The 24,523-nt window shown below is 69.2% G+C and carries 20 protein-coding genes; 5 read left to right on the forward strand and 15 right to left on the reverse strand.

The features are described 5' to 3' along the window. Positions 1 to 155 precede the first annotated feature (155 nt). Positions 156 to 2,267: a FlgD immunoglobulin-like domain containing protein gene (locus VMJ70_02705; protein ID HTO90018.1), complete on the forward strand. Its 2,112-nt coding sequence runs from the start codon at positions 156 to 158 to the stop codon at positions 2,265 to 2,267. Between the two features lie 55 nt (positions 2,268 to 2,322). Here VMJ70_02705 and VMJ70_02710 read toward each other — a convergent pair whose 3' ends face one another. From VMJ70_02710 to VMJ70_02740, 7 genes are all read right to left on the reverse strand, one after another. Continuing rightward, the gene (locus VMJ70_02710; GenBank protein ID HTO90019.1) at positions 2,323 to 4,329 is read right to left on the reverse strand and encodes a T9SS type A sorting domain-containing protein; all 2,007 of its coding nucleotides are present in this window, start codon (positions 4,327 to 4,329) and stop codon (positions 2,323 to 2,325) included. Continuing rightward, complete coding sequence (gene queG / locus VMJ70_02715; protein HTO90020.1) at positions 4,326 to 5,492, reverse strand: tRNA epoxyqueuosine(34) reductase QueG; 1,167 nt, start codon at positions 5,490 to 5,492, stop codon at positions 4,326 to 4,328. Before queG ends, VMJ70_02710 begins: the two co-directional genes overlap by 4 nt. 11 nt (positions 5,493 to 5,503) lie before the next feature. After that, positions 5,504 to 6,520, reverse strand: coding sequence for a DUF6600 domain-containing protein (locus tag VMJ70_02720; protein ID HTO90021.1), 1,017 nt, complete (start codon positions 6,518 to 6,520; stop codon positions 5,504 to 5,506). A 77-nt stretch (positions 6,521 to 6,597) separates the two neighbouring features. Next, positions 6,598 to 7,401, reverse strand: a complete 804-nt coding sequence (locus tag VMJ70_02725) for a class I SAM-dependent methyltransferase (protein HTO90022.1) — start codon at positions 7,399 to 7,401, stop codon at positions 6,598 to 6,600. Between the two features lie 42 nt (positions 7,402 to 7,443). Further along, positions 7,444 to 9,138 carry an electron transfer flavoprotein-ubiquinone oxidoreductase gene (locus VMJ70_02730; GenBank protein HTO90023.1) on the reverse strand — a complete coding sequence of 565 codons (1,695 nt, stop codon included), beginning with the start codon at positions 9,136 to 9,138 and terminating at the stop codon, positions 7,444 to 7,446. 20 nt (positions 9,139 to 9,158) lie between these two features. Next, positions 9,159 to 10,127 carry a thioredoxin-disulfide reductase gene (gene trxB / locus VMJ70_02735; GenBank protein ID HTO90024.1) on the reverse strand — a complete coding sequence of 323 codons (969 nt, stop codon included), beginning with the start codon at positions 10,125 to 10,127 and terminating at the stop codon, positions 9,159 to 9,161. A gap of 129 nt (positions 10,128 to 10,256) precedes the next feature. Further along, on the reverse strand, positions 10,257 to 10,745 hold the full coding sequence (locus VMJ70_02740) for a cytochrome c (GenBank protein HTO90025.1): 489 nt from the start codon (positions 10,743 to 10,745) through the stop codon (positions 10,257 to 10,259). A gap of 143 nt (positions 10,746 to 10,888) precedes the next feature. Here VMJ70_02740 and VMJ70_02745 point away from each other — a divergent pair, with 143 nt between their 5' ends. Then, entirely contained in the window at positions 10,889 to 12,487 is a 1,599-nt protein-coding gene (locus tag VMJ70_02745; protein HTO90026.1) for a PQQ-dependent sugar dehydrogenase, read from the forward strand. Between the two features lie 2 nt (positions 12,488 to 12,489). Here the strand turns inward: VMJ70_02745 and VMJ70_02750 are convergent, their stop codons facing one another. Genes VMJ70_02750 through VMJ70_02765 form a run of 4 tightly spaced genes read right to left on the reverse strand, consistent with a single transcriptional unit; the run spans position 12,490 to position 16,750 of the window. Next, a complete protein-coding gene (locus VMJ70_02750; GenBank protein HTO90027.1) occupies positions 12,490 to 13,662 on the reverse strand; it encodes an ABC transporter permease in 1,173 nt (390 codons plus the stop codon). A 10-nt stretch (positions 13,663 to 13,672) separates the two neighbouring features. After that, positions 13,673 to 14,866 carry an FtsX-like permease family protein gene (locus VMJ70_02755; protein HTO90028.1) on the reverse strand — a complete coding sequence of 398 codons (1,194 nt, stop codon included), beginning with the start codon at positions 14,864 to 14,866 and terminating at the stop codon, positions 13,673 to 13,675. A 10-nt stretch (positions 14,867 to 14,876) separates the two neighbouring features. After that, the gene (locus tag VMJ70_02760) at positions 14,877 to 15,551 is read right to left on the reverse strand and encodes an ABC transporter ATP-binding protein (protein HTO90029.1); all 675 of its coding nucleotides are present in this window, start codon (positions 15,549 to 15,551) and stop codon (positions 14,877 to 14,879) included. An 8-nt stretch (positions 15,552 to 15,559) separates the two neighbouring features. Continuing rightward, positions 15,560 to 16,750 (reverse strand): efflux RND transporter periplasmic adaptor subunit, encoded by a 1,191-nt coding sequence (locus VMJ70_02765; protein ID HTO90030.1) that lies wholly within the window; start codon positions 16,748 to 16,750, stop codon positions 15,560 to 15,562. A gap of 153 nt (positions 16,751 to 16,903) precedes the next feature. Between VMJ70_02765 and VMJ70_02770 the strand changes: the two genes are divergently transcribed. The 3 genes from VMJ70_02770 to VMJ70_02780 are packed head-to-tail and all read left to right on the forward strand — an operon-like array spanning position 16,904 to position 18,331. Continuing rightward, complete coding sequence (locus tag VMJ70_02770) at positions 16,904 to 17,143, forward strand: ferredoxin family protein (protein ID HTO90031.1); 240 nt, start codon at positions 16,904 to 16,906, stop codon at positions 17,141 to 17,143. 34 nt (positions 17,144 to 17,177) lie between these two features. Continuing rightward, entirely contained in the window at positions 17,178 to 17,747 is a 570-nt protein-coding gene (locus tag VMJ70_02775; GenBank protein ID HTO90032.1) for an HD domain-containing protein, read from the forward strand. A gap of 20 nt (positions 17,748 to 17,767) precedes the next feature. Continuing rightward, positions 17,768 to 18,331, forward strand: coding sequence for a hypothetical protein (locus VMJ70_02780; protein HTO90033.1), 564 nt, complete (start codon positions 17,768 to 17,770; stop codon positions 18,329 to 18,331). A gap of 270 nt (positions 18,332 to 18,601) precedes the next feature. Here the strand turns inward: VMJ70_02780 and VMJ70_02785 are convergent, their stop codons facing one another. The 4 genes from VMJ70_02785 to VMJ70_02800 all read right to left on the reverse strand — a co-directional run. Continuing rightward, on the reverse strand, positions 18,602 to 22,192 hold the full coding sequence (locus VMJ70_02785) for a DNA polymerase III subunit alpha (GenBank protein ID HTO90034.1): 3,591 nt from the start codon (positions 22,190 to 22,192) through the stop codon (positions 18,602 to 18,604). A gap of 25 nt (positions 22,193 to 22,217) precedes the next feature. Beyond that, on the reverse strand, positions 22,218 to 22,916 hold the full coding sequence (locus VMJ70_02790) for a hypothetical protein (protein ID HTO90035.1): 699 nt from the start codon (positions 22,914 to 22,916) through the stop codon (positions 22,218 to 22,220). Between the two features lie 93 nt (positions 22,917 to 23,009). Further along, a complete protein-coding gene (locus VMJ70_02795) occupies positions 23,010 to 23,366 on the reverse strand; it encodes a VOC family protein (GenBank protein HTO90036.1) in 357 nt (118 codons plus the stop codon). Between the two features lie 62 nt (positions 23,367 to 23,428). Next, the coding region (locus tag VMJ70_02800; GenBank protein HTO90037.1) for a DNA polymerase IV at positions 23,429 to 24,523 on the reverse strand (1,095 nt) is incomplete at its 5' end.

Raw genomic sequence — 24,523 nt, forward strand, 5'->3', positions numbered from 1 at the left:
GTCAGCCGCTCGGTTAGGTTCTGGGCTGTACCCGGTCACCCGGTTCAGGGAGTAGTCGTTTCACTGCAGTCTCTTGCCGCCCTGCCTAGCGGCAACTCAAGCGCTGCAACCCCATCCACCGGTTTTCGCTGCTTTTCACCTCAGAGGGGTGCGACATGAAGAAATGGACGATCGCTGCTCTCGTCACCGCCACGCTTTGTTTGGCAGTCAACTCCGCCCTCGCCCTCAACAAGTTCCCGCCGGGCCCGGGGGGTACCTGCACCGACACAATGACCATCGTCGGGCTGAAGACACTGCTCAACACCCTCGACCCGTGCGCTCCGACGACGCCCAACACCACCGGCTCGCCGGGTGACACCGTGCTCGGCGTCGGCGGAATCATCACCGGCTTCGATGAAAACCCGACCGGCTTCGATATCTACGTCGAGATGTCGGGCGGCGGACCGACCGGAAAGCTCGCCGGCATCGATGTGTTCACGCACGGCACCAACTTCCGCGCACCCTACGGCTTCAATCGTGGCGACTCGATCGTGGTCGAGTACGCGGTCGTCGCGAACTATTTCGGCGACGTCGAGCTCGAATCACCAAACAACAATTTCTCGTCGCCCAACATCATCCTGAGCAAGCGCAGCTCGGGCAATCCGATGCCTCCGTTCTTCCACGGAAACACGACCGACTTCGTTGAGACGCCGACCAACACTGTGATCGCGCCGTACATGAGCAGCCTGGTGACCCTGGATGGCCCGGTTCGTGTGGCGCGGACTGTGGGGCTCGCGACCGGTGGCATGCTGGTGGTGCGTGACGCGGCGCCCAGCGACTCGGTGTTCATCGACTACGCCAAATTGACTAGCATCGTCCCGCCGGCCGTAGGAACCGTCCTCACCTCGATCTCCGGCATCGTGAACAGCGCCGCTCGTGGCTGGCGCATCATGCCGCGCGACGCCAACGACGTGGTCGACGTGGTGGCGCCGGGCGTCGCGGATGCCTATGCGATCGCCGACAACCAGTATCGGGTCGTGTTCGATCGCCCTGTGGTTCCCTCGTCGGCGGACAGCATTCCCAACTACTCGCTGGGTTCGTTCGGTACCGTGACCAGTGCGGTGATGGACGGCCCCACTGCCGTCATCCTGACCGTGACCGGAACCGGCCTCAGCCATGGGCAGTCCGAGACCGTGACGGTGAGCAATGTTCGCGGCAGCGCGAACCTGGTCTCGATGACCACGCCGGTGCCGATTTCGTTCCTCGCCGGCGTGCTCTCGTGCAACGAGATCTCGTCACCCGATCCCGATTCGCTGGCGGCCAGTCCGTGCCAGGACCGGTCCAAGTACTGCGGGCCGCTGGGGCAGTTCACCAACGGCCAGTTCGGGCCGCGCTCCTCGATCAGCGGCATCGTGTGCGGTGTCTTCGGAAACCTCTACTACCTCGAGGATGACAATCCCTCCAATGCCCGCGGCGTGACGGTGTTCGCCCCGCCGCAGGCGCTCACCCTCGGCCATCGCTACCTGCTGGCGGGCGCCGCCGAGCTGTACTACATGGAGAAGGAGTTCGCGGCGATCACGTACGTCCAGGAGCAGGGCAACCCGGGCGTGCCCTCGCCGCCGTCGATGCTGGTCCACACGGTCGCGCGCGACACCTGCGACGCGAACCAGAACCTCAACGACGGCTACGACTACATGTCGGATCTGGTCCGGCTTCAGAACGTGACCGTGGTGACCCCGCGGACCGGAACCGACGCGATGCGCGGGTTCGACGTGGTGGGGCAGTCGCCCGCCAATGGCGACACGATCATGGTCGAGAGCCAGAACAACGCGCTGGGCGCCTATTCGCTCTCGAACCCGAACTACCCGGCGGTCGGCTCGCAGATCAACGTGACCGGCGTGATGCACTACACCACCTCGGGGTTCGGCCGCAGCCAGGCGTGTTTCCGCATCTGCCCGCGCTCGGCCGCAGACATCACCAATCCGTCGACGGCGGTGGGCCCGCAGAGCTTCGGCGAGCTGTCGTTCGCGGTATTCCCCAATCCGGCACACACCCAGCACCTGAACTTCTCGCTGCCCACGGCGGCGCACGTCGACCTGGCGGTGTTCGATCTGCTGGGCCGTCGCGTGGCGACGATCGTGAATGGCCAGATGCCGGCCGGCACCTACGAGAAGTCGTGGGCCGGAACGGATGACAGCGGCAACCGGGTGCGTGCGGGCGTCTACTTCTATCGGCTGCGGGCCGGAAACGATCAGCGCAAGCTGACCTCGATCCTGCTCGGTAACTAACGCGATTTCCGAAGGTCGAACGGCCGGCCGCCCGCGAGGGCGACCGGCCGCTTCGTTAGCGGACGATGCACACCCTGCGCGTCGCGGCGATCGCGCCGCCCATCACCGCGCGCACGGTGTAGACTCCGGGCGACAACGGCCGTCCATCGCCGAACGGCATCGCGTTCTCGCCCACCGCCGCCTCGATCGCGCTCGCGGCCACGCGCCGACCGGCCACGTCGAGGAGCTCGACGCGGAGCGGCGCCGCCACCGGTGAGGCGATCGCGAGCGTGAAGCGGCCCGGGCTGGGATTGGGCTCGACGCGCGTGATCGCGAAGGGTTCGAGCGCCGGCACCCGGACCTGAGTCTCGATCGTGGGCGCCGCGCTTCCCACCAGCTCGAGCCGATAGCGGAGGCGCTCGCCCGGCGACACGTCGCGATCTTGGTAGCGGATCGAGCCGGTGCCGTCGGCGAGGGGCTGCGCGATCAAGGCCCAGGCTTCGCTGTCGCGCGCACGCCACAGCTCCGCTGGAGCGCCGGCCGGTGCCCCGGACCACGACAGGCTGACGGCGTGCGGCGTCTCCGACAAGTTCGACAGCGCCAGCAACGCGGGCACCAGAGCGTCCTGGGTCACGTGGCTGGCGAACAACTCGGGGGTCGGGCCATCGCGATCGTCCGAGAAGACGACCAACGCGCCTCGCTGCAGGTCGCTGGCGAGCGCGGGCGTGAATTGCGCGTGATCGGCGCACAGCGTCGTCCCGGACGCGGCCCAGCCGAAGGACGGCGAGCCGCCCGGAGCGAGTCGCTGCGCCACGACCGCGTCCGACGCCTCGGTCCACGCCACCAGCGCGCCGCCCACGCCATCGGCGATCAAGTCGGTCTCACTCTGCTCGACGGGATCGCTTCCCGCCGCGTTGCCGTTCGCGTTCCAACCGGGGGCGATGGTGCCGTCCGGCTGAACGTGCTGGACGAAACTGCGCGAGGCGCCGGATCGAAAGTCGTCCCAGCTCACGTAGGCGCCGCCGGCTCCGTCGCTGGCGATCCGGTGATTGACCTGGGCGCCGCTCGCGGAGCAGGCGCCGACGCCGCTCCCCGGCCAGCCCGCGACCGGAGCCCCGGTGTCGTCGATACGCTGCGTCACCACGTCCACGCTGTTGAAATCGCCGATCATCCATTCCTGGACCGCGATCAGCATGCCGCCCGCACCATCGGCAACCGCGCGTGGCGTGACCTGAGAGCGGGCGCTGCCGCAGGCCTGCAGGCCGTTGGCGATCCATTGCGCCGAGCCATCCGCCGCGACGCGCTGAGCGAAGATCGCGCTGTTGCCGCCCCGCGTGTCGTACCAGGCGACCAGCGCCCCGCCGGCGCCATCGCTCACGACTGTCGGCGAGCCGCGCTGCCCGGACCCTCCGGCGATCGCCATGCCGCTGTCGGGCCAGCCGGGAGCGATCACGCCGCCCGCCAGAACGTGCTGCAGCACGATCTCGACGTCCGCGGGATTCGCTGCGGGCTGCTCCCAGGCCACGAACGCCCCGGACGCACCATCGGTCGCGATCGCCGGATGCGCCTGCGCGCGCGACGAGACGGTGAGCGGAGTGCCGCCCGCGGTCCAGCCGGCGACCACGGACCCGCTCGCGTCCACCCGCAGCGCGAAGATGTCGGGATTGCCGAGCCCCGAGGAGTCGGCGCGGTTGTCGGCCCATGCGACGATGAAACCGCCGGCACCGTCGGGAATCGCGACCGGGTCGGTCTGGTCGCCGACCGCCGTGCACAGCGCCAGGCCGCTGGGACCCCAGCCCGCGACCTGCGCGCCGCTCGAATCGAGGTGTTGCGCCCAGAGATCGGTGTGAGCGCTGACCGGATTGACTCGCTGCCAGACGGCGAACAGTCCGCCGCCGTCATCGCTCAGCGCGATCGCGTTGGTCCGCTCGCCGGGACCCACCGAGACCGGCGCGCCGCACCGAGTCCACGCGCTGTCCGCGACGACCGGCCGCGGTGCCGCGGCGCGGGCGGACGGCGCGATGGCCGGCGCAAGGACCGCGACGAACAAGGTGAGCGCGGCCAGTCGGTGGGAGCGCGTCATACCCGCGAGGTATCGGTGCTTCGGCCGACGCGCTTCAGCGCTTGATCGGCTTCCTCGCGCACCGTCTCCGACACGTCGAAAGCCCGTGCCTCGAGCAGTACCGGAGAGCTTTCCGGAGGTTCGACCGGGAGGATCTCGCCCAGCGCCCAGGCGGCATGCGCCCGCACCAGCCACGAGGGGTCCGCGCGCAGCGCGCGCTCGAGCGCCGGGCGCGAGGCGCGCTCGCCCCGGTTCCCGAGCGCCACGCACACGTTGCGCAGGAACCCGTCACGTCCGGCGCGGCGGATCGGGCTGCCGGCGAACAGGCGGTCGAAGGCGTCCGCATCGAGCGTTAGGAAACGCTCGAGGGTCCAGCCATCGAGCGCCCGTCCCTGAAGTCGCGCGTCGCGGGCTTCCGGCGCGAAGCGGTTCCAGGGGCAGGCTTCCTGACAGAGATCGCAGCCGAAGACCCAGTCGCCGATCGCGCTTCGCAGCTCGCGCGGGATCACGCCTCGATGTTCGATGGTGAGATAGGAGATGCAGCGGCGCGCGTCCACCCGGTAGGGCGCGACGATCGCCCGTGTCGGACAGATGTCGAGGCAGCGGGTGCAGGCGCCGCAGCGCTCGCGCGCGAGCGGGAGATCGGCCTCGAGCGGACGATCCACGAGCAGCTCGCCGAGCAGGAACCATGAGCCGAGGGTTTGGGAGAGCAGCCCGCTGTGCTTGCCGATCCAGCCGAGGCCGGCGCGCTCGGCCCAGCCGCGCTCGAGGATCGCGCCGGTGTCCGAGTACCAGAGTGCGCGCGATCCCGGCAGCGCTTCGTGTTCGACGAAGTCCGCGAGCGACCCGAGCTTCTCTTTCATCAACGCGTGATAGTCGTCGCCGGCGGCGTAGCGGGCGATGCGCCCAAGGCGCAGATCGCGCGACTCGTCGCGTCTCGGCGAGTGGCAGAGCGCCACGCACACCACGCTCCGCACGTCGCGCAGGAGGCGGGTCGGGTCGGCGCGGCGCTCGCGGGCTTCGGCGGTGGCGAGCCAGTCCATGCCGCCGTGCATCCCGGCCGCGAGCCAGGCTTCGTAGCGCTCCGCCCCCTCGAGGGGAGAAACGGTCGCCCATCGAGCGTCCTCGAAGCCGAGCGCAACCGCACGCTGGCGAATTCGCGCGGCGGCGGTGAGCGCGACCATGCAGCGCGCGTTCAGTGAGTCGAGTCGGCTGCGGCCGGGAGGCTCTTGGGCCCCGCGGCATGCGGCGCCGACTTGGCCGCGCCGGACGCCGGCTTCGGTCCGTAGAGCGGGCGCACCAGAGACAACGTCCCCGGCACGATTCCCGGCGAGTTGGAGATCCTGCGCGCTTCATCGGCGGCCTGCACCGCGGCGCGCCGCGTGATCTCGGCGGGATCGTCGGGCGCCAGCGGCTCGCCGGCCGGCTTGATCGTGGGCGGGGGCGCAGCGGAAGCGCCGCCCGTTCCTGCGGCCGGCTTCGGCGCGGGCCGCCGCGCAAGATCGTTCGGCACCAGGTCCTCGACGCGAACGCGCGGCAGCGGCCCGGTCTGTCGCTCGACGGCTTCGATCGGCGGCCCGAGATTGATGGTCACGCCGTCACGTTCGGCGAGATTGCGGATCGGCTTCACCTCGCTCGCGGCCGATCCCAGTTTTTGCGCCGAGACCACGTGCTGCGACAGATCGGTCGAACCGAGCGCGGACACCGGCGCGAAATGGACCGCGCTGGGCGGAGAGGCACCCAGGGTGCTGCCGTTCAGGTCGTAGCCGGAAGGAGGAGGCAGCGGCGCCCAGCCCACGAACTGTCCGGTCGTCTCCCATCGCACCCAGCCCGGCCCCCAGTCGCTGCCCGGGGCCCACACCCAGCCCTGGAACTGGTCGAAGAACCAGTTGCCGTAGTGATAGGTCGCCCAGCCGAACGGCTCGGACGAGATCCACACCCAGCCGTAGAGGTCGGTCGGAGCCCAGAAGCCGTCGGCGAATGGCTCCCATTGATTCCAGACCACGTTGGGCCGGAACACGAAGCCGGCCGGCTCGATCAGCACCCATTCGCCGTAGTCCTTCAGCGCGTCGTAGAAGACCCGGTACTCGGGCTTCAAGAGCTGGCGCGCCACCGGCTGCGTGGGGGTGACCGGTGTGAGTCCGACCGAGGCGCAACCGCCGAGAGAGATCAGCGTCAGCGCGGCGAAGCAGAGGGCGCAGAACCTGCGCATGTTTCGAATCCCCGGGGCTCGAGAGGTGGCTCGCGTCAAGAGTGCGACCCACGAGCGCTCGGGTCAAGAAGCGGAGGTCAGGGATTCGTCGGGCGCCGGGCGGTCATCAGCAGGCGCCACGAGACCGAATCGAGAAGCGGACGGATCCGCCGGGATCGATCCAGGCCCGATTCGATCGCCCACAGCACGCGGAACGGCAGGCGCCAGCCGCTCCAGGGCAGCGGCATGTACATCCCGGTCAGCGGATAGGCGAGGAAGTCGAAGAAGCGCGTGCGAAAGTCGGTGAAGCCAGCGCGCAGGAGCGTCTCCTCGACGAGACCACGAGTGAACTCGTGCTTGTGCGCGAGGTCGGCCGGAGACTCGAACCGGCTGTTGCGGAACCAGCCGCGCCGCACCGCGTCGGCGACACGAGTCGCGACCGGCTCGAACAGAATGACGCGAGCCCCGGGCTTGAGAAGCCGGTAGACCTCGCGCATCGCGGCGTCGAGATCGAGGAAGTGATGCGCGGCACCGTTGCAGACCACGGCGTCGAACGACGAACCACGCAGCGGCAGGCGCTCCGCATCCCCCGAGCACAGGAGGAGCGCCGGGTTTCGCTCGCCGGCGCGCCGGAGCGCCGAACGCGACAGATCGACCCCGGTCCATCGGCCCGGCAGTCGACGCGCCAGCCAGTCGAGCAGGCAGCCGGTGCCACAGCCGAGATCGAGCACCGCGCTGCCGTCAGCGAGGTCGAGGAACCGCGCGAGCCGTTCGAACTGCCGTTCGAGGACGTAGCGCGTGCCCGCGCGAGAGTGGGCTCGCTCCTGAAACGACCAGCCGGTTTCGTCCTGCCAGGCGCGCTCGTCACGACGGATGTCGTGATCAAACGGTGTAGCGGCCATACGCCTTCCGAGCCGAGCGGCGAAAGGTTTCCCCGCTCGGCACTACAGGTTCTTGTAGTCGGGGCCTCCGCCCCCTTCGGGGGTCACCCAGGTGATGATCTGGTAGGGATCAGCAATATCACAGGTCTTGCAGTGTACGCAGTTCGAAGCATTGATGTGCAGCTTGATCGAACCGGGCGGCCTGGATTCGTCGGGCACCATCTCGTAGACGCTGGCGGGGCAGAAGTGCTGGCAGGGGTTGCCGAACTCCTCGCGGCAACGAGTCGCGCAGACGCTGGTGTCGGCCACCACCAGATGCACCGGCTGGTCCTCGTCGTGCCGGGTGCCCGAAAGATAGACATCGGCCAGCTTGTCGAAGGTGAGAACGCCGTCGAACTTCTGCGGAGCCGGCTTTCCCTGGGGCCAGGCGTCCCTCAGCTTCCGCATGCGCTCGTGGCCGGCATGCCCCGGGACGCGATCGCGCAGCATCCAGTCGCGGCCCCCGGTCACCATCGCGATTCCGGTATTGAGCATGCCGGCGTAAAGGCCGCCGTCGAAGCCCTGATGGAAATTGCGCACTGCGCGCAGTTCCTCGCACGCCCACGAGGATTGGAATCGCTGCTCGTATCCGGCGAGCCGCTCCTTCGAAAAATCGCCCGCCAGCAGGCACTCGAATAGCGTCTCGGCGGCGAGCATGCCCGACTTGATCGCGAGATGGATACCCTTCAGACGCGCGCCGTTCAGGAATCCGCCGGTGTCGCCGCACAACAACACGCCGTCGGTCGAGAGCTTCGGCATCGCCCACAGGCCGCCCTCGGGAATTGCCTTCGCTCCGTAGGCGACCGGCTTTCCTCCTTCGAGCAGGCGGCGCACGAACGGGTGGGTCTTGAAGCGCTGGAGATTGCCGTGCGGATCGTTGGTCGGATCGGTGGAGTCGAGACCGGTCACGAATCCCACCGACCAGTGCGTGTCATCGAGGCCGTAGATGAACGCGCCGCCGAAGGTCTGCTCGGGGAGCGGCCAGCCCATGGTATGGATGACACGCCCCTTCTGCACGCGCCCCGGCGGCATCTCCCACAGCTCCTTCACGCCGGTGGAATAGACCTGCGGGTTGCGGCCGACGGTGAGTCCGAGCGTCTGCTCGAGCGCCTTGGCCAGCGTTCCGCGCGGGCCTTCGCAGAGCACCGTCGCCTTCGCGCGGCACTCGGCGCCCGGCTGGTAGTTGGGCTTCCTCTCGCCGCTGCGCGAAACGCCCTTGTCGCCAATGCGCACGCCCTCGACGCGGCCGTTCTCGACCAGCGGCGCCGCCGCCGGCATCTCGGTCGCGACCAGCACGCCCTTTTCCTCGGCCTTCTGCGCGAGCCAGGCCACCAGATTGCCGAGCGAGAGCACGTGATGGCCGTGATTGTCGAGCATCGGCGGCACCAGCGGCAGGCGGAACTCTCCACCCTCCGTGAAGAAATAGACGTCGTCGCTCGCGACGTCGGAGGAGATCGGGCAGCCCTGCTCGCGATAGTCGGGCATCAGCTCGCGGATCGCGCGCGGGTCCATGACCGCGCCCGAGATGCCGTGGGCGCCGACGGTCGCGGACTTCTCGAGCACGGCGATCGTGATCTCGCCGAGCTTGTTTCCCGGGGCTCCCGCGTTCACGGAAGCGTCGTGCTTCGCGATCAGGTTGGCGAGATGGATCGCGCCGGCGAGCCCGGCGGGGCCGGCGCCGATGAACTGCACGTCGAATTCGAGGACTTCGCGGTCCATGCTCGACCTGGCGGGCTCGCTCAGGCCCGCGCCGCCGAGGCGTGGGCTTCCGCGTGCGCCTGCTCCTCGAGCCAGCGCTGGGCGTCGATCGCCGCCATGCAGCCACTGCCGGCCGCGGTCACCGCCTGACGATAGGTGGGATCGGCGACGTCGCCGGCGGCGAAGACGCCGGGGACTCGCGTGCGCGAGGTGCCGGCCTCGACCAGCAGATAGCCACGCGAATCCATCGGCAGCTGGCCGGTGAGGAACTGCGTATTGGGCTGGTGGCCGATGGCGATGAACAGTCCGTCCACCGGGTGCTCGGTGACCTCGCCGGTCTTCAGGTTGCGAATCTTGACGCCGCGCAGCTTGTTCTGATCCACGCCCAGCGCCTCGATCACTTCGCTGTCCCACAGGAAGTCGATCTTGGGATTCGAGAGCGCCCGCTCCTGCATGATCTTCGAGGCGCGCAGCGTATCCCGACGATGCACGACCGTGACGTGGCAGAAGAGCCGCGCCAGGTAGGTGGCCTCCTCCATGGCGGTATCGCCGCCGCCCACCACCATCACGCGCTTCCCCTTGAAGAAGGGACCGTCGCAGGTCGCGCAGGCCGAGACGCCGAAGCCCATCAATTTCGATTCGCTCTCGATCCCGAGCAGCTTGGCCGAAGCGCCGGTCGCGATGATCAATGCCCGGCCCTGATAGCTCTTGCCCTCGTCGGTCCACACCGTGAACGGACGCCGAGTCACATCCACGCGGTCGGCCGCGCCGCTCACGATCTCGGTGCCGAAGCGTTCGACCTGCTTGCGCATCACTTCCATCAGCTCAGGACCCATGATGCCGGTCTCGAAGCCGGGATAGTTCTCGACCTCGGTGGTGATGGTGAGCTGTCCGCCGGGCTGCCAGCCCGCGATCAGCAGGGGCTTCAAGCCCCCGCGGGCGGCGTAGAGGGCGGCGGTGTAGCCCGCCGGGCCGGCGCCGAGGATAATGAGGTCATGGACTTCGGACACGGACGCGCTCCCGCGTGATGAGGCGATCGAATTCCGGCGAATTCTAGTGCAACGGGGGCGGGCGCGTCGAAGCCGCGCGCCCGCCCGCACTGATTTTGATGCAGCAGGGATTCAACGTCAGGGATTCGTTCAGTTCGCCGGCTTGTCCATGGACTTGATGTATTCGATTAGCGCTTTGGCCTCGTCGGGCTTCACGTTCTGATTGGTCATCGGCAACTTGTAGTGCGTGCGCAGCTCCATGGTGATCGGGTCTTCTTTCACCATCACGTCCGGGTGGAGGATCTGCTGCGTCATCCACTCGGCGCTGCGCTGGTGCGGCACCCCGACGAGATCGGGACAGGTGAGCACCTTGCCGAAGGCATGGCAGGCGACGCAGCCTCGCGCGGTGAACAGGATCTTGCCCTTGGCGGCCAGCCCCTGATCCACCGGGTGCTCCGACGCGCGCGGTCCCGAGTCGTATTTCGACACTGCCGGGACGGCGGCCGTGGATTCGGGGTGGGCCGGCGCGGCCGAGGTCGCCGAGGGCGTGGCCGGCTCCGAGCTGCCGGAATTCTGCGACTTGCCGCACGACGTGAGTGCCAGAGCGATCACGACCACTGCGAGCCAGCGTTCCTTCATGGGGGTTTCCTCCTCTTTCGGCGACGAGCACGGAACCTACTCCCAATCGACGGGGCTGGCGAATCGGGTCGGGATTTCGCTACACTGCTCCGCGCGAGTGCCCCGGTGGCCGAGCGCCGCGCGCATCCCGAGGATGATCCCGCTTGTTCCAGCGCCACGCCCTGATGGTCCGCCGCCAGCAGTTCGTCTTCCTGCTGCTGTCCACCCTGAGCGCGCCGATCGCGAGCCGTCCGGCCGCCGCGGTGGTTCAGGTTCCAGCCAACTTCGTGAACGAAACGCTGGCCACGGGTCTCAATGAACCGAACAGCTTCGCGTTCCTTCCCGATGGCCGACTGCTGTTCACCGAGCAGCGGACCGGCAATGTGCGCCTGTTCGCGAACGGCCACGTCAGCGCGACGATCCTGGTCACGGTGCCGTCGCTCGAATCGGCGGCCTACGAGCGCGGGCTGCAAGGGGTGGCGGTGGATCCCGCCTGGCCCGCCCGGCCCTACGTCTATCTCTACTACTCGCGCACCAACGGATTCATACGCCTGGTGCGCTACACGGCGAGCGGGGATCTGAGCGTGGCGACCGGAGAGAATCTGTTGCTCTCCGCGCCGCTCCTGCTGATCGACGATCTTCCCGACCTCACGGTCTATCACCAGTCCGGATGCCTGCGGTTCGGCCCGGATGGAATGCTCTACGTGAGCGTCGGCGACGACGATTCCGGCTACTGCCTGGCCTACGATCCGACCACGCTGCACGGCGACATCCTGCGACTCCGGGTCTCGACGCTGCCGGCCGGCGGCGGCCCGCAGGTATCGCGAGCGCTGCTGGCGGCGCCCGGCAACTTCTTCGCCGCGAGCCCCGACAGCAACGCGCGTCTGGTCTACGCCTACGGCATGCGCAATCCGTGGCGCATCCAGGTCGATCGTGTGACCGGGATCGTCTACGGCTGCGACGTGGGCGAGTCCGATTTCGAGGAGGAGAACGAGATCCGCCCCGGCGACTGGCTGGGATGGCCGTACCGCGAGGGCTACAAGATCATGATCCGGCCCTCGTGCCCCGAGCCGGGTGGCCCGGGAACGCTGGCCTTCAAAGCGCCGATCGCCGTGTTCGGGCGCGACACCAATCTCCACGCGGTGGTGTCGGGCGGCCCGTACGAGCCCGCGGTCGGCGGCAGCAACAACTGGCCGCCGGCCTACTACGCCCAGCGCGGCGACGTGTTCTACGGCGACTACTTCATGGGCTACCTGCGCCGTCTGTCGTACATCGGCGGCGCCTGGCAGCGCGCGGCGCCGGTGCCCGGCCAGCCCGACGACAGCACCTGGGCGAGCGGGCTCATCTCGTCGGTGGATTTCCTGGTCGGTCCCGACGGCAGCCTGTGGTGGATGTCGCAATTCGACTCGACGCTGTTCGGGCAGACCGGGACGCTCAATCGTATTCGCTACGTCGGCCCGACCGCGGTGCCGCCGTCTGCGCCGGTCGCGATGACGCTCCACGTCGCGCCCAATCCGTTTCACGACATCACCCGGCTCTCCTTCGCGCTCGCTTCGCGCGCTCGTGCCAGGCTCTCGATCTACGACGTCGCCGGCCGGCTGGTGCGCACGCTGTGGAACGGCGAGGCGCCGGCCGGAGAGACGCGGGCGGCTTGGGATGGCGAGGACGCGCGCGGCGTGCGCGTGCCCCCCGGCGCGTATCTCGCGCGGCTCGAGCTCGAAGGCGAAGAGCCCGTCACCGCGCGGGTGATGCGAGTGCGCTAGGCTCAGCCGCCGCGCAGCGCGGTCGCCGGCACCTGCCGGGCCGCCCGCAGCGCTGGAAAGAAGCCGCCGAACAGCCCCATCAGCACCGAGAAGATCAGGCCGGCGAGCAGCGCCGGCGGTGTGACCGCGAAGGCGAATCCGACCTCGCTGAACGACTGGAAGTTGGTGGTGCTGGTGGCGATGCCGTTGATGGGCAGCGCGATCAGGCAGCCGATCACCCCGCCGAGCAGACAGATCAGCACCGACTCGACCAGGAACGAAACCATGATCGCGCCCGGCCGGAAGCCGAGCACCAACAGCGTCGCGATCTCGCGGGTGCGCGCACCGATCGCGGCGTACATGGTGTTGGCCGCCCCGAATACCGCGCCGATCGCCATGATCAGCGTGATGAAGACCCCGACGCCGGTGATGAGATTCGTGAAGAACTCCGACTGCTCGGCGTAGAAATCCTTTTCGCGCTTGGCCTGAACCTGCAGCCGCGGATCGCGTTCGATCTCGGCCTTGAGCGCGTCGAAGCGCGACGGGTCCTTCATGCGGAAAGTCACGGTCTGGAAAGTGTTCTCGCGCCCGAGCGCCGGCCCGAGCACCGACGCGTCGCCCCAGATCTCGGACTCGAACGCCGAGCCCTCGGCGGTGAAGTGGCCCACCACCTCGAACGAGCGCTGCTGAAAAACGATTCGATCCCCGATCGCGCAGTTCGCGAATCGTTTCGCCACGCGTGTCCCCACGATCACCTCGTCGGTTCCGGGCGTGAACATGCGGCCGCCGGGTTGAATCACGAGATGCGTGCGCACGCCTACGCCGGCCGGATCCACTCCGCGCACGGTGACGTTGGAGGAGCCCTTCATGCCGAGACGGTCCTTGTTGGTGACCACCACCAGATCGGCGGTGACGAGGGGCCTGCCATCAGGGCCGGCTTTCACGTCGGAGTAGGCGCGCAGGATGTTGACCGCGTCGCGCGAGATCCCGCTCGAAATCTCGCTGTCGGCGCCCTTGCGCAGCAGGATGACGTTGTCGGGCGAGCCGGTGCTGATGAGCGCGGCCCGGAACCCGGCGGCGAGCGCCAGCGCGCCGATGAAGATGGAGACCGTGAGTCCAACGCCGACCGCGGTCGTGAGCGTGGCGACCGGCCGCTGCTGGACGTTGCGCAGGTTGTAGACGAACGGAATCGCCATGGCTGTCCTTTCAGTCCACGCGCCGCAGCGCGTCGACGATCCGGAGATTCGCCGCGCGCCAGGCCGGAATCAGCCCGCTCACCGCGCCCATCAGCACCGCGATGCCGACGCCGACGAGCACCGTGCTCCAGTAGACGCTCATCGGGGGCAGGAAGCCGTTCATGCTGAAGCCGCTCCCTTCGATCAGGAGTTTGGCGAGTAGCGCCCCGGCGATTCCGCCCCCCAGGGTGATGAGCGCGGCCTCGGCGAGCACGATGCCGAATACGGTCGAGTCGGCGAAGCCGAGGGTCTTGAGGACGCCGAATTCGGAAGTGCGCTCGCGAAAGGTGGTCATCATGGTGTTCGCGGCGACCAGCAGGATCGCGAACACGATCGCGAGGCCGATGACCCGCAGGACGAATGGTACGTTGCCGTACATGCTGATGAAGCCCGCCTGGAACGCCTGCTCGCTCTCGGTCAGCGTCGCGGCCGATGAATTGACGAACATCGCATCCACGGTCTTCGCGATCGTGGCTGCCTGGTCGGGATTGGCGAGATCCAGCACGTAAATGCCGATCGACTTCGAGCCGCCCATGCCTTTCTCGTCGAGATACTTGAAATGGAAGAACACGGTCTGCTCGCCGAAGTTCTTCCGTTTGGCGACGTAGACCGCGCGGATCGTCATCGGCCAGTCGCCCGGATAGATGGTGCCGCTCACGGTGATGGTCTGGCCGAGCTTCCAGCCGTTCTTCACCATCAACTGCTTCCCGACGATGCAGGCGGTCTGTTCCTGGAAGAATGAGGCCAGTCGCGGATCGTTGCCTTCCGGCACGCCGGTCTCGACCTGCGGTGTGCTGTACTCGACGAGATCCACGTCCGGCCGGTAGATGGCGAGGAAGTTGTCGTCCACCGCGAATTGGGCGAAGAAGTTGTGCGGGTCCTTGGGATCCACGCCGCCGAACCAGTTCTGAATGCCGACGCGGCGGATGCCGGGCACCGCCGCGAGCCGATCGCGGTAGGAGTACGGCATCGGGAAGACCAGCGAGATCTTGTTGCGCGTCACCAGACGCGTGAGGCTGCCGAGCTGGATCGAGCGATTCATGGTGTCGAGCACGCCGCCGAGTGCGCAGAACAGGAACACGCCGACCATCACGCTGAGCGTGGTGAGAATGGTGCGGCGCTTGTTGCGGCCGAGATTCACCAGCACCAGGCTGAGGATGCTCACCGCGGCCTCCTCAGTTCGAAAGCACGCCTTTGTCGAGATGCACCATACGATCGGCGCGCTCGGCGGCGTGCGGGTCGTGAGTCACCATCACGATGGTCTTCTTGAACTCCTTGTTGAGACGCGAGAGCAGATCCAGGATCTCGCCGCCCGACTTGCGATCGAGATCGCCGGTCGGCTCGTCGGCCAGCAGCAGCTCGGGATCGCTCACCAGCGCGCGCGCGATCGCGACCCGTTGCTCCTGCCCGCCCGACAGCTGCCGGGGGAAATGGCCGAGACGATCGCCCAGGCCGACCAGCTCGAGCGCCGTGGTCGCTCGTTTCTTCCGCTCGGCGCCGCTCATCTTCACCAGCAGCAGCGGCAGCTCGACGTTCTGGATCGCCGACAGCACCGGGATCAGGTTGTAGAGCTGAAAGATGAAGCCGATGTTCCGCGAGCGCCATTTCGCCAGCGCCGCGCCCCTGAGCTTCGCGATGTCGGTGCCCGAGACCTCGATGCTGCCGCGAGTCGGCTGATCGATGCCGCCGATCAGGTTGAGCAACGTGGTCTTGCCCGAGCCCGAGGGCCCCATCAGGGCGACGTACTCGCCCTTCTGGATCTGCAGCGAGAGACCCGAGAGCACCGGTACTTCCTGGGTGTCGCGGCGGTACACCTTGTGAACGTCTCGCACTTCGATTTCCACCGGCATGGGGCTCCTCACTGACCCGCGGCGGCCCGGACGCGGGCGCCGTCCTTGAGATCCGGCGGCGGTGACAGCACGATGCTCTCGCCGCCCTGCAAACCGTTTCGAATTTCCGTCACGCCCTCGTGTTCCGGGCCGAGCTCGACCGTCGTCGCGCGCGCGACACCGTCGGTCACCACCCAGACCACGCTGCGCCCGTCGCGCTGAGCGACCGCCTCCTTGGGCACCGTCACGCGGCGCGGCGCCACCGCCGCTGGAGCGCCGCCCCCCCGAAGGAACACCACCTTGGCGCCCATTTCGGGCAGGATGCGTGGATCGCGATCGAGGATCGAGACCTTCACCAGCACCGTGGCCTTCTGGCGATCGGCGGTGGGAACTACCTGACGCACCGCGCCGCGGAACGAGGTGTCGGGATAGGCGTCGAGCGTCATGCGCGCCGGCTGGCCGTTTCGCACCTGCGCGATGTAGGCCTCGTTGACGTCCACTTCGACCTCGAGCGTGCTGAGATCGGCCATGGTGACGATCGCGGTGCGCGTGAGTCCGCCGCCCGCCGACGAGGGCGCGACGATCTCGCCGACCTCGGCGTCCTTGCGCAGCACGGTGCCATCGAACGGCGCTCGGACGCGCGTGTTCTCGAGATTGACCTCGGCCAGTCTCTCCTGCGCCTGTGCGGACTTGAGCTGGGCCTCGAGCACCTCGACGTTGGTCTCGGCGGTCTCGAGATCGAGGGTGGAATTGAGGTCGTCGCGGCGCAGTTCCTGGGCGCGCTTGAGCTCGCGCCGCGACTGGGCGAGCTGAGCTTCCACCTGGGCCACCTGGGCACTCGCTGCGGCGAGCTGGGCCGCGTAATCGCCCGATTCGAGGCGAGCGATCACCTCGTCGCGCTTGACGTGCGAACCCTCGGCGACCCCGAGATATTCCAGGCGTCCCGAGATCTTGGCCGACACCGAGGCCTTGGTGCGCGCCACCACGTAGCCATTGGCGCTGATCCCTTCCGCCGAGACCGTGCCGCCGCCGGTGGCCGTCGCGCTGCCGAGGCTGACCGGCCGCGCCCGATCGGCGGCCAGACGCAACGCGAGGAAGGCCGCGACGGCGAAAAGCAGCCCGATGATCAGCGCACGAACCCACGTTCCACCGCGCGGTCGAGGCGGAGGATCGTCCCGGTTGATGCGGAGACTCGAGAGATTGGGGGTTGCGGATGACACGCCGTCGCTCCAAGGGGAAAGGGCGGAGCGCGAGAGTCTAGGGAGCGGTCGCGCGGCGGGTCAACTCGCTTTACAAGCGAACGGCGCCTTCATAGACTGCGTCGGCTCCATCGCTGGTGCCGCGTCCGCGATCACCGCCGTGTCGGAGGCATCATGCCGTTCATCATCGCCGAACCCTGTATCGGCGTGAAAGACAAGTCGTGCGTCGAGGTCTGCCCCGTCAACTGCATCTACGAGGGGGAGGATCAGTACTACATCCATCCCGACGAGTGCATCGACTGCCAGGCCTGCGAGGCCGCCTGTCCGGTGCAGGCGATCTTTCCGGACAATGGTATCCCGGAGAAGTGGCAGAGCTTCATTGGGAAGAACCGCCAGTTCTTCGAGAAGAAGTAACTCCTCGCCGCCCGTCCCTTGAGGAGCAGCCCCGGTGGCCACTGAAACCCTGCCGACGCGCGACCAGGCTCTGGCGCTGGTTCACGAGTGGATCGCCAACGTCAACCTGCGCAAGCACTGCTACGCGGTCGAGGCGGCGATGCGCGCCTACGCGCGCAAGCTGGGCGGCGACGAAGAGCGCTGGGGCATCGCCGGGCTGGTGCACGATTTCGACTGGGAGCGGCATCCGGATCTCGAGCGCCATCCGATGAAAGGCGTCGAGGTGTTGCGCTCGCTCGGCTGGCCCGAGGACATCTGCCGAGCGGTGCTCGGCCACGCCGTGCACAGCGGCGTGCCGCGCGACACCGACATGGCCCGCGCGCTCTACGCCTGCGACGAGCTGAGCGGCTTCCTGGTCGCCTGCGCGCTGGTGACGCCCGAGCGCAAGCTCGATCAGGTCGAAGTCTCGTCGGTGCGCAAGAAGATGAAGCGCGCGGATTTCGCCCGCAACGTCAACCGTGACGACATCGTGCAGGGCGCGGCCGAGCTGGGCGTGGATCTCGACGAGCACATCGCGTTCGTGCGCGAAGCGATGCTCGGCGTTCGCGGCGAGCTGGGGCTCTAACCGCCGCACCGGCGCAAGTCATGCCGCCGACACCTGTCGCGATGAGTTGGCCGGAGTACTACGTCAGCTGGCACGAGTTCTATCTCATGGCGGGAACCGCGGCGGTCACGCTGGCCGGCCTGCTGTTCGTTTCGCTCTCGCTTCACATCGAGGCGTTGATCCACGAAACGCACGAGCACCTGCTGCAGCTGGCGCGCATCGTCCTGTTCTCGTTCCTGGCCGTGCTGCTGCTCTCGCTGGTGATGCTGGTCCCGGCCGAGACCATGCGTATCACCTCGGTGGAGATGATCATCCTGGGCGGCGGCTTCCTGCTGCTGACGCGCGCCCAGCTGCGCTGGAGGCCGAAGGTCCAGCACTCCGGTTTCACCCTCCAGCAGGTGCGCCGGCGCACGATTCTGCCGATGCTCGGCTACAGCCTGATGGCGCTCACCGGCGCGCTGACGCTGGCGACGAAAGACCAGCTGATGATGAATCTCGCCATCAGCTCGGTCGGCATGCTGCTGGGGAACGCGCTGGGCGCTTCGTGGGACCTGCTGGTGCGGGTGGCGCGCATCAAGCGCGAGGACGCCCGACAGGAATCGTAGGCACCGCGCCACAAAAAGCCGACGCCGCAAGAAGCAGTCGGCAGCGCGGGAGGGTCAGTCCCGGCCGGCCGTTCCTTCGGCGTCGACGCTCAACTTCCGGCCGGCGGTTCCCCTCAGAGGTTCCGCATCAGCCGCGCCCACTGTAGCAGTGGACGTTTCTTATCGCGGGTCGGGTCTTCACTGCACCCTCGCCGCTGCGCAAATCAGACACCCGGCAATCGCGCGGGTCAAGAGCGAACTTCAGGGCACAGACCTCGCGACGCGATCCAGTCAAGTCTTGACCTCCGGATGCCGCGCTCGGGCCCGCACCGCGGCGCGATGAGCGCTGATGCCGTTGGGCGCGCGCGGCGTTTCGCGTGGGGAGAGGCCGGCCGCGCCTTCGGCGGATCTTCCGGCAACCTGCTCGCGCCGCCACGCGTGCGGCGCCGGCGACGGCGCTGAGCCATCGAGCGCGATCACGCGCTCGACGTTGAGCGTGACGGCGTCGAGCGCCTCTTCGACGCGCCCCTCGAGCCGCACCACGCTGGCTCGGGCCGCCGGCCCCCATGCGCGATAGGCCGAGGTGAACAGGGTGCCCTCGGCGAGCCCGCTCGCGTCGGCGATGGTCGCGAACAGCATCGGCTCGCCGCGCCTGGTCTCGACCCGGCGATAGGCGCAGGTGAGCCCGACCAGCGCCACGCGCTCGCCGACGCGCCGCGGCAGCTCGGCGCACGCGACCGCGCCGCGCCGCGCCGCTTCGAGCTCGGGTGAATCGAGCGGATGGGCGCTGAACCACAGTCCGGTCGCGCGCGCCTCGCCGCGCGCCCGCTCGAAGCGATCGAATTCCGGCAGCGACGGCACCGGCGCCGGCGCGACCGGGGGCGGCGCCAGCTCGTCGCCGCCGGGCACCACGAGCACCGGCGTGCGTGGCGCGAGACGCGCCACGGCCGGCGCGCTCACGCGGGCTTCGAGCAGCAACGTCGGCCGCGAACGCCCGAGCGCATCGAGCGCTCCGGCCAGGATCAACGACTCGACTTCGGGCGGCGTGGGCCGCACGCGTTCGAGGAAGTCGGCGAGGTTCGAGAAGCGCCGCTCTGCCCGCGCGTGCAGGATCCGCGCTCCGGTGGTCTCGGCGAGCCCGAACACGCGCGACAGTCCGACGCGCACGGCGCGAGCCGAGACGCGAGCGGCGGCGGGCCTCGCGTCCAGAGACTCCGCCGCCGCGCCCTCCGGTGCGGGGTCCGCGGCATCCTCCAGGGTCGCGTCCCACTGCGAGCGCTCGACGCACGGGGCGAGGAAGCCCACGCCGGCGCGGCGCAGGTCCTCGACGTGCACCCAGGTCGGATACATGCCGGCGTGGTGATTGAGGATCCCGACCGCGTATTCGACCGGGAAGTGCGTCTTGAGATACGCGCTCTGCCACCCGAGCACGCCGTAGCCGGCCGCGTGCGCCTTGCAGAACGCGTAGGCCGCGAAGCGGGTCAGCTCGCACCACACCGCGCGCGCGGTCGCGCCGTCGACGCCGGCGCGCGCCGCCTGCGCCACGAAGCCGCGCTCGAGTGCCCGGAACTCCTCGTCGCCGCGCGCCGCGGCAATCGCGCGACGCAGCTCGTCGCCGGCGGCCAGCGGCAACCCGGTGAGCGCGGCGGCGACGCGCATCACGTCCTCTTCGTAGAGCATCACGCCGAGCGTGTCGGACAGCACCGGCTCGAGCCGCGGGTGGAGACATGACACGGCTTCGAGCCCGCGCCGGCGACGGCAGTAGGCGGTCTTCATGCCGGACTCGGCCGGCCCGGGACGCACGAGCGCCACCGCCGCGATGGTGTCGTCGAGCGTTCGGCAGCCGAGCATGCGCAGCAGATGGCGCATGGCCGGCGACTCGAGCTGGAAGCAGTTGAGCGTGTCGCCGGCGGCGAGCCGCGCGGCGGTGGCGGGATCGTCTTCGGGGATCGTGTCGAGCGAGAGCAGTGTCGGCGGGACGGCGGAGCCGGAGGCCGACCGGGAGGTACGGTTGCCGGCTCCATCCGGTCGCCGGCTGCCCTCGCCGCGCCCAGCGCCGGACATCCCTGTCCGGCTTCTCCTCGGCGCGGAGCCCTCCCGGTCGGCCTCCCGCTCCGCCGCCCCGGCCGCCCGCCGGGTCACCAGCTCGACGCACTCGCCGAGGGTGCTCAGGCAGCGGTTGCCGAGCAGATCCATCTTCACCAGCCCGAGCGCTTCGATCGCGCGCATCTCGAACTGCGTCACCACCAGGTTCTTGGCGGCGCGCTCGAGCGGCACGTAGTAGGTGAGCTCGCGGTCGGCGATCACCAGGCCGCCCGAATGCACCGAGAGATGCCGGGGCGCGCCCGACAGGCGCTCGGCGAGCTTCAGCGCCTCGGGCAGCGGCGCTTCGCGCCAGTCGACGAAGCGCGCGTCGGGTGTCGCCAGCAGCTGATCGAGGTACGGCGGCTCCATCTCGCGCGGCACGCGGCGCGCGAGGGCGTTGACGCGCGGGTTGGAGAGCCCCAGCGCCTTGGCGGTCTCGCGGAACGCCGAGCGGGCACCGAGCGTCGAGTGCGTGCAGATCATCGCCACGCGGTCGTGGCCGTAGGTGTCGTAGACGTGCTCGATCACCTCGTCGCGCCGCTTCCAGCACAGATCGATGTCGAGATCGGGGCAGTCGCGCCGCGCCGGGTGCAGGAAGCGCTCGAAGTAGAGCCCGTAGCGCATCGGGTCGACGTTGGTGATGCCGAGTGCGTAGGCGACGAGCGAGCTGGCGCCCGACCCGCGCCCGACGGTCGGAATGTTCTTCGACCGCGCGTACCCGACGATCTCGGCGACCAGCAGGAAATAGTCGGTGAAGCCCATCCGTTCGATGATCTCGAGCTCTTCGCCGAGGCGCGGTCGCGCGTCGTGATAGCGGCGGCGTGAGCCGGCGTCGGCGCCGGTCGCCCGCACGCCGTAGCGGCGGCGCAGTCCCTCGGTGACGAGGCGCTCGAGATGGGCTGTTCCTGTCATGCCGTCCGGCAGCGGCGCCCGCGGGAGGATCGGCGTGCCGAGCTCGAGCTCGAGCCGGCAGCGTGCGACCAGCGCCACGTTGTTCGCGAGCGCGGCGGTGGCGGCTTCGGGTCGCCCGGCCGCCCCGCACACCGCGCGCACGCGGCGCGTCCACTCGAGCGGCGAAGCCAGCCACGCTTCACGCGCCGCGAACGCCGCCGGCGGCATGCGCTCGCGCAGCTCGCCGGCCGCGGCGGTCACAGCGATCGCGTGCAGCTCGTGATCGCGCGGCTCGATCGCCACCACGTCGCCGGTCGCCACCAGCGGAATGCCGAGCGCGATCGCGGCATCGAGCCGCTCGGCGAGCCGCGTGCGTTCCGCCGGCAGGCCGCGGATGCCGAGCCACAGCCCGCCGTCGCGCGGGCGCGGGCCCGACCCGGGCCCGGCGGGCGCCGCGCCGAACGCCGCCGGCACGCCCGCCGCCTGAAGCGAGGCGGCGAGCCCCGGCGATTCGACGATCAGGTGGAGCCCGGCGTGGAATTGCGCGAGCCCGGCGACCAGGTCGAATTCCGGATCGAGCATGCGCGCGGTGATCAGCGCGCACAGGTTGGCGTAGCCGCGCCGATCGATGGCGAGCAGCAGCGCGCCCGGGCCCGTGCCGGCGGCCGCGCCACCGCGGGCGCCCTGGGCGGCGCGCGCCGAGAGCTCGACGCCGAGCAGCGGTTTCAGTCCCTCGGTGTGCGCCGCGCGCCAGAAGCGGATCGCGAGGTAGAGATTGTCGCGGTCGGTGAGCGCGAGCGAGTCGTAGCCCTGCTCGAGCGCCCGGGCGATCAGCGCCTCGGGCGCCGCGGTGCCATACAGCAGCGAGCCGTGCGAGCGGACGCGCAGCGGAACGAAGGCGCTCACGCGGCGCTCCGCGGCGCGCGCGACGTCAGCCGGCGGGGTGGGGGCCGAAGCTCGGCAGCGACTCGCGGCCGCTGGAGCGCAGCATCACGTGCGGCAGCACGCCGGCCTCGAAGTACTCGGGGCGCAGGATGCGATCGAGCAGGCGCTGGCCCCACAGTTCCTGATCGGGCGTCAGCTCGGGATCGTCGCCGGCGAAACGGAAGGTGCAGACCGCGAGATCCGCGCCCTCCATCCAGCCCACCACCAGGCACTGGTTGGTGCCGTCGCTGTCGGCGATGCGCACCCACAGGATCGCCAGATCGAAATCGCCGAGATGGCGGTGCGATTCGCGCGACACCTGTGGATCGTCGAAGCCCATCGCCTGGCGCAGCGCCAGCTCGGGCGGCGTGCTGGGCGGGAAGCGGTTGCTCACCATCGCCGCGTTCGGCACGACGAGCATCGGCGGCGCGAACGCGGGCTCCTGCGCGAGCGCGAAGCACAGCGCTTCGGCGCGATGCCGCGGCTGAAGCAACGGCGCTCGCCGCCCGAGCAGATCGAGGCCGAGCAGCACGATCAGCACGGCGAACACGAACGGCGCCGCCACCAGCGCCACCTGCAGCGCCGGCCCGAACGAGCGCTGCACGCGCCGCTCGACGGCTCCGGCGGTGACCGGCGAGGTGAACAGCCGCACCAGCAACGGCGGGCGCCGCGGCGGGGAGGGCGCGGGCGAGACCGGCGGACTCATGGTCTTCCGTTATCGGCAGGATGCGCACGGGCCGTGAGAGCTGCTCGTTCGAGCCCCGTGGCGGGCGCCCACGCCCGCTCACCCGCCGCATGCTCACTTCTCCTCGATCAGGCCGATCGTGTTGCCGGACGGGTCGAGCACCTCGGCCACCCGCGTGCCCTCGCCAACCCCCATCGGCGCCTGCTTCGGCTTCGCGCCGATCGAGAGCATCCGCGACCACTCGGCGTCGAGATCGGCGACTTTCCAGTACGACACGCCGCCCTTGTCTCCCACACGATGCTTGTCATCCTCGGGATGGATGCCGAGCTCGAAGCCGTCGACGTCGAAGCCGACGTAGAACGGCTCGTCGAAGTAGGGCTGGATCCCGAGCCACTCGGAATACCAGCGCCTGGCGCTCGCGAGGTCGCTGACCGGATAGATCGCGCTGCGAAGTCGAAGGCGATGGGGCATGACGAGCTCCTTTCGATGGTGAACGCGGCCGGTGCCGCGGATCGAACGCCGCTTCCGCGGCGCTACTTGGTCAACGACGGGGTGCGCAGCACGAAACCATGGCGATCCTCGGTGAGCCTGCCCTTGAGATGGAGCGCGCGGCCCGAGACCAGCACGCCGTGGCCGTAGGCGCCACGCACGCGATCGAAGGCGCGGTAGAGCGCGGCGCGGCGGCCGGCCTCGCGCTCGTCGAAGAGTGCCCCCTGCTCGCCCGACGCCGGCACGAAGTTGGAGAGCGTGATGCCCAGCGCATGCAGCGCCACGCGCCGCGTGAACAGCTTGCGCATCAGCGCGAGCGCCGTCTCGAGCACCACCGGATCGGCTTCCGACGGCGAGCGCAGCGAGCGTTCCTGCTCGGCGCCCTCGCCGTCCTGGTAGCGCAGCCGCACGCCGATGGTGCGCGCCTTGAGGCCGAGCTCGCGCGCGGCGTGGCAGGCGCGACCGACCAGGTACTCGATCATGCCGTCGAGCACCGTGGCTTCGGCGGTGTCGCGGTGGAACGAGGTCTCGCGCGAGATCGAGAGCGGAATCTCGCGCACCGTGACCGGCGCCGTGTCGCGCCCGCGGCAGCGCTCGTAGAGCAGGCGGCCGGCCACGCCGAACAGCGCCTCGAGCGTTTCGACCGGCAGGGCGCGCAGCGCGCCGATGGTGAGCAGGTTCATCGAGCGCAGCGTCTTCGCGTGCGCGTGGCCGACGCCGGCGAGCTGCTCGATCGGCCGCTCGCACAGGAAGGCGTCGGCGTCTTCGGCCGCGATCCGCGCGAGGCCGGCGGGCTTCACGGTCTTGCCGATCAGCTTCGCCAGCATGCGATTCGGGCCGATGCCGCAGGTCACGGTGAGCCCGGTCTCTTCGCGGATCGCTTCTTTCAGCGCGCGCGCCGCCGCCATCACGTCGCCGTGCAGGCGCTCGGTGCCCGAGAGATCGCAATAGGCTTCGTCGAGATAGGTCTCTACCGCCGGCGAAAGATCGCGGCAGTGCGCGAAAATCACCTCGGCAAAGCAACGATAGATCTGTGCGTGGCCATCGAGGATCACGGCCTGAGGGCAGCGGCGCTTCGCTTCGGTGAGCGTCATGCCGGCCTTGAGCCCGAAGCGGCGCGCCTCGTACGAACACGACGC

It is taken from the genome of Candidatus Sulfotelmatobacter sp., from assembly GCA_035498555.1.
Classification (GTDB): domain Bacteria; phylum Eisenbacteria; class RBG-16-71-46; order RBG-16-71-46; family RBG-16-71-46; genus DATKAB01.

What these genes read in the sequence shown, in the direction of transcription:
- VMJ70_02705 (HTO90018.1), top strand. Translation starts at nt 156, where the DNA reads ATGAAGAAATGGACGATCGCTGCTCTCGTCACCGCCACGCTTTGTTTG.
- VMJ70_02710 (HTO90019.1), bottom strand. Translation starts at nt 4,329, where the DNA reads ATGACGCGCTCCCACCGACTGGCCGCGCTCACCTTGTTCGTCGCGGTC.
- queG (HTO90020.1), bottom strand. Translation starts at nt 5,492, where the DNA reads ATGGTCGCGCTCACCGCCGCCGCGCGAATTCGCCAGCGTGCGGTTGCG.
- VMJ70_02720 (HTO90021.1), bottom strand. Translation starts at nt 6,520, where the DNA reads ATGCGCAGGTTCTGCGCCCTCTGCTTCGCCGCGCTGACGCTGATCTCT.
- VMJ70_02725 (HTO90022.1), bottom strand. Translation starts at nt 7,401, where the DNA reads ATGGCCGCTACACCGTTTGATCACGACATCCGTCGTGACGAGCGCGCC.
- VMJ70_02730 (HTO90023.1), bottom strand. Translation starts at nt 9,138, where the DNA reads ATGGACCGCGAAGTCCTCGAATTCGACGTGCAGTTCATCGGCGCCGGC.
- VMJ70_02740 (HTO90025.1), bottom strand. Translation starts at nt 10,745, where the DNA reads ATGAAGGAACGCTGGCTCGCAGTGGTCGTGATCGCTCTGGCACTCACG.
- VMJ70_02750 (HTO90027.1), bottom strand. Translation starts at nt 13,662, where the DNA reads ATGGCGATTCCGTTCGTCTACAACCTGCGCAACGTCCAGCAGCGGCCG.
- VMJ70_02760 (HTO90029.1), bottom strand. Translation starts at nt 15,551, where the DNA reads ATGCCGGTGGAAATCGAAGTGCGAGACGTTCACAAGGTGTACCGCCGC.
- VMJ70_02770 (HTO90031.1), top strand. Translation starts at nt 16,904, where the DNA reads ATGCCGTTCATCATCGCCGAACCCTGTATCGGCGTGAAAGACAAGTCG.
- VMJ70_02780 (HTO90033.1), top strand. Translation starts at nt 17,768, where the DNA reads ATGCCGCCGACACCTGTCGCGATGAGTTGGCCGGAGTACTACGTCAGC.
- VMJ70_02790 (HTO90035.1), bottom strand. Translation starts at nt 22,916, where the DNA reads ATGAGTCCGCCGGTCTCGCCCGCGCCCTCCCCGCCGCGGCGCCCGCCG.
- VMJ70_02795 (HTO90036.1), bottom strand. Translation starts at nt 23,366, where the DNA reads ATGCCCCATCGCCTTCGACTTCGCAGCGCGATCTATCCGGTCAGCGAC.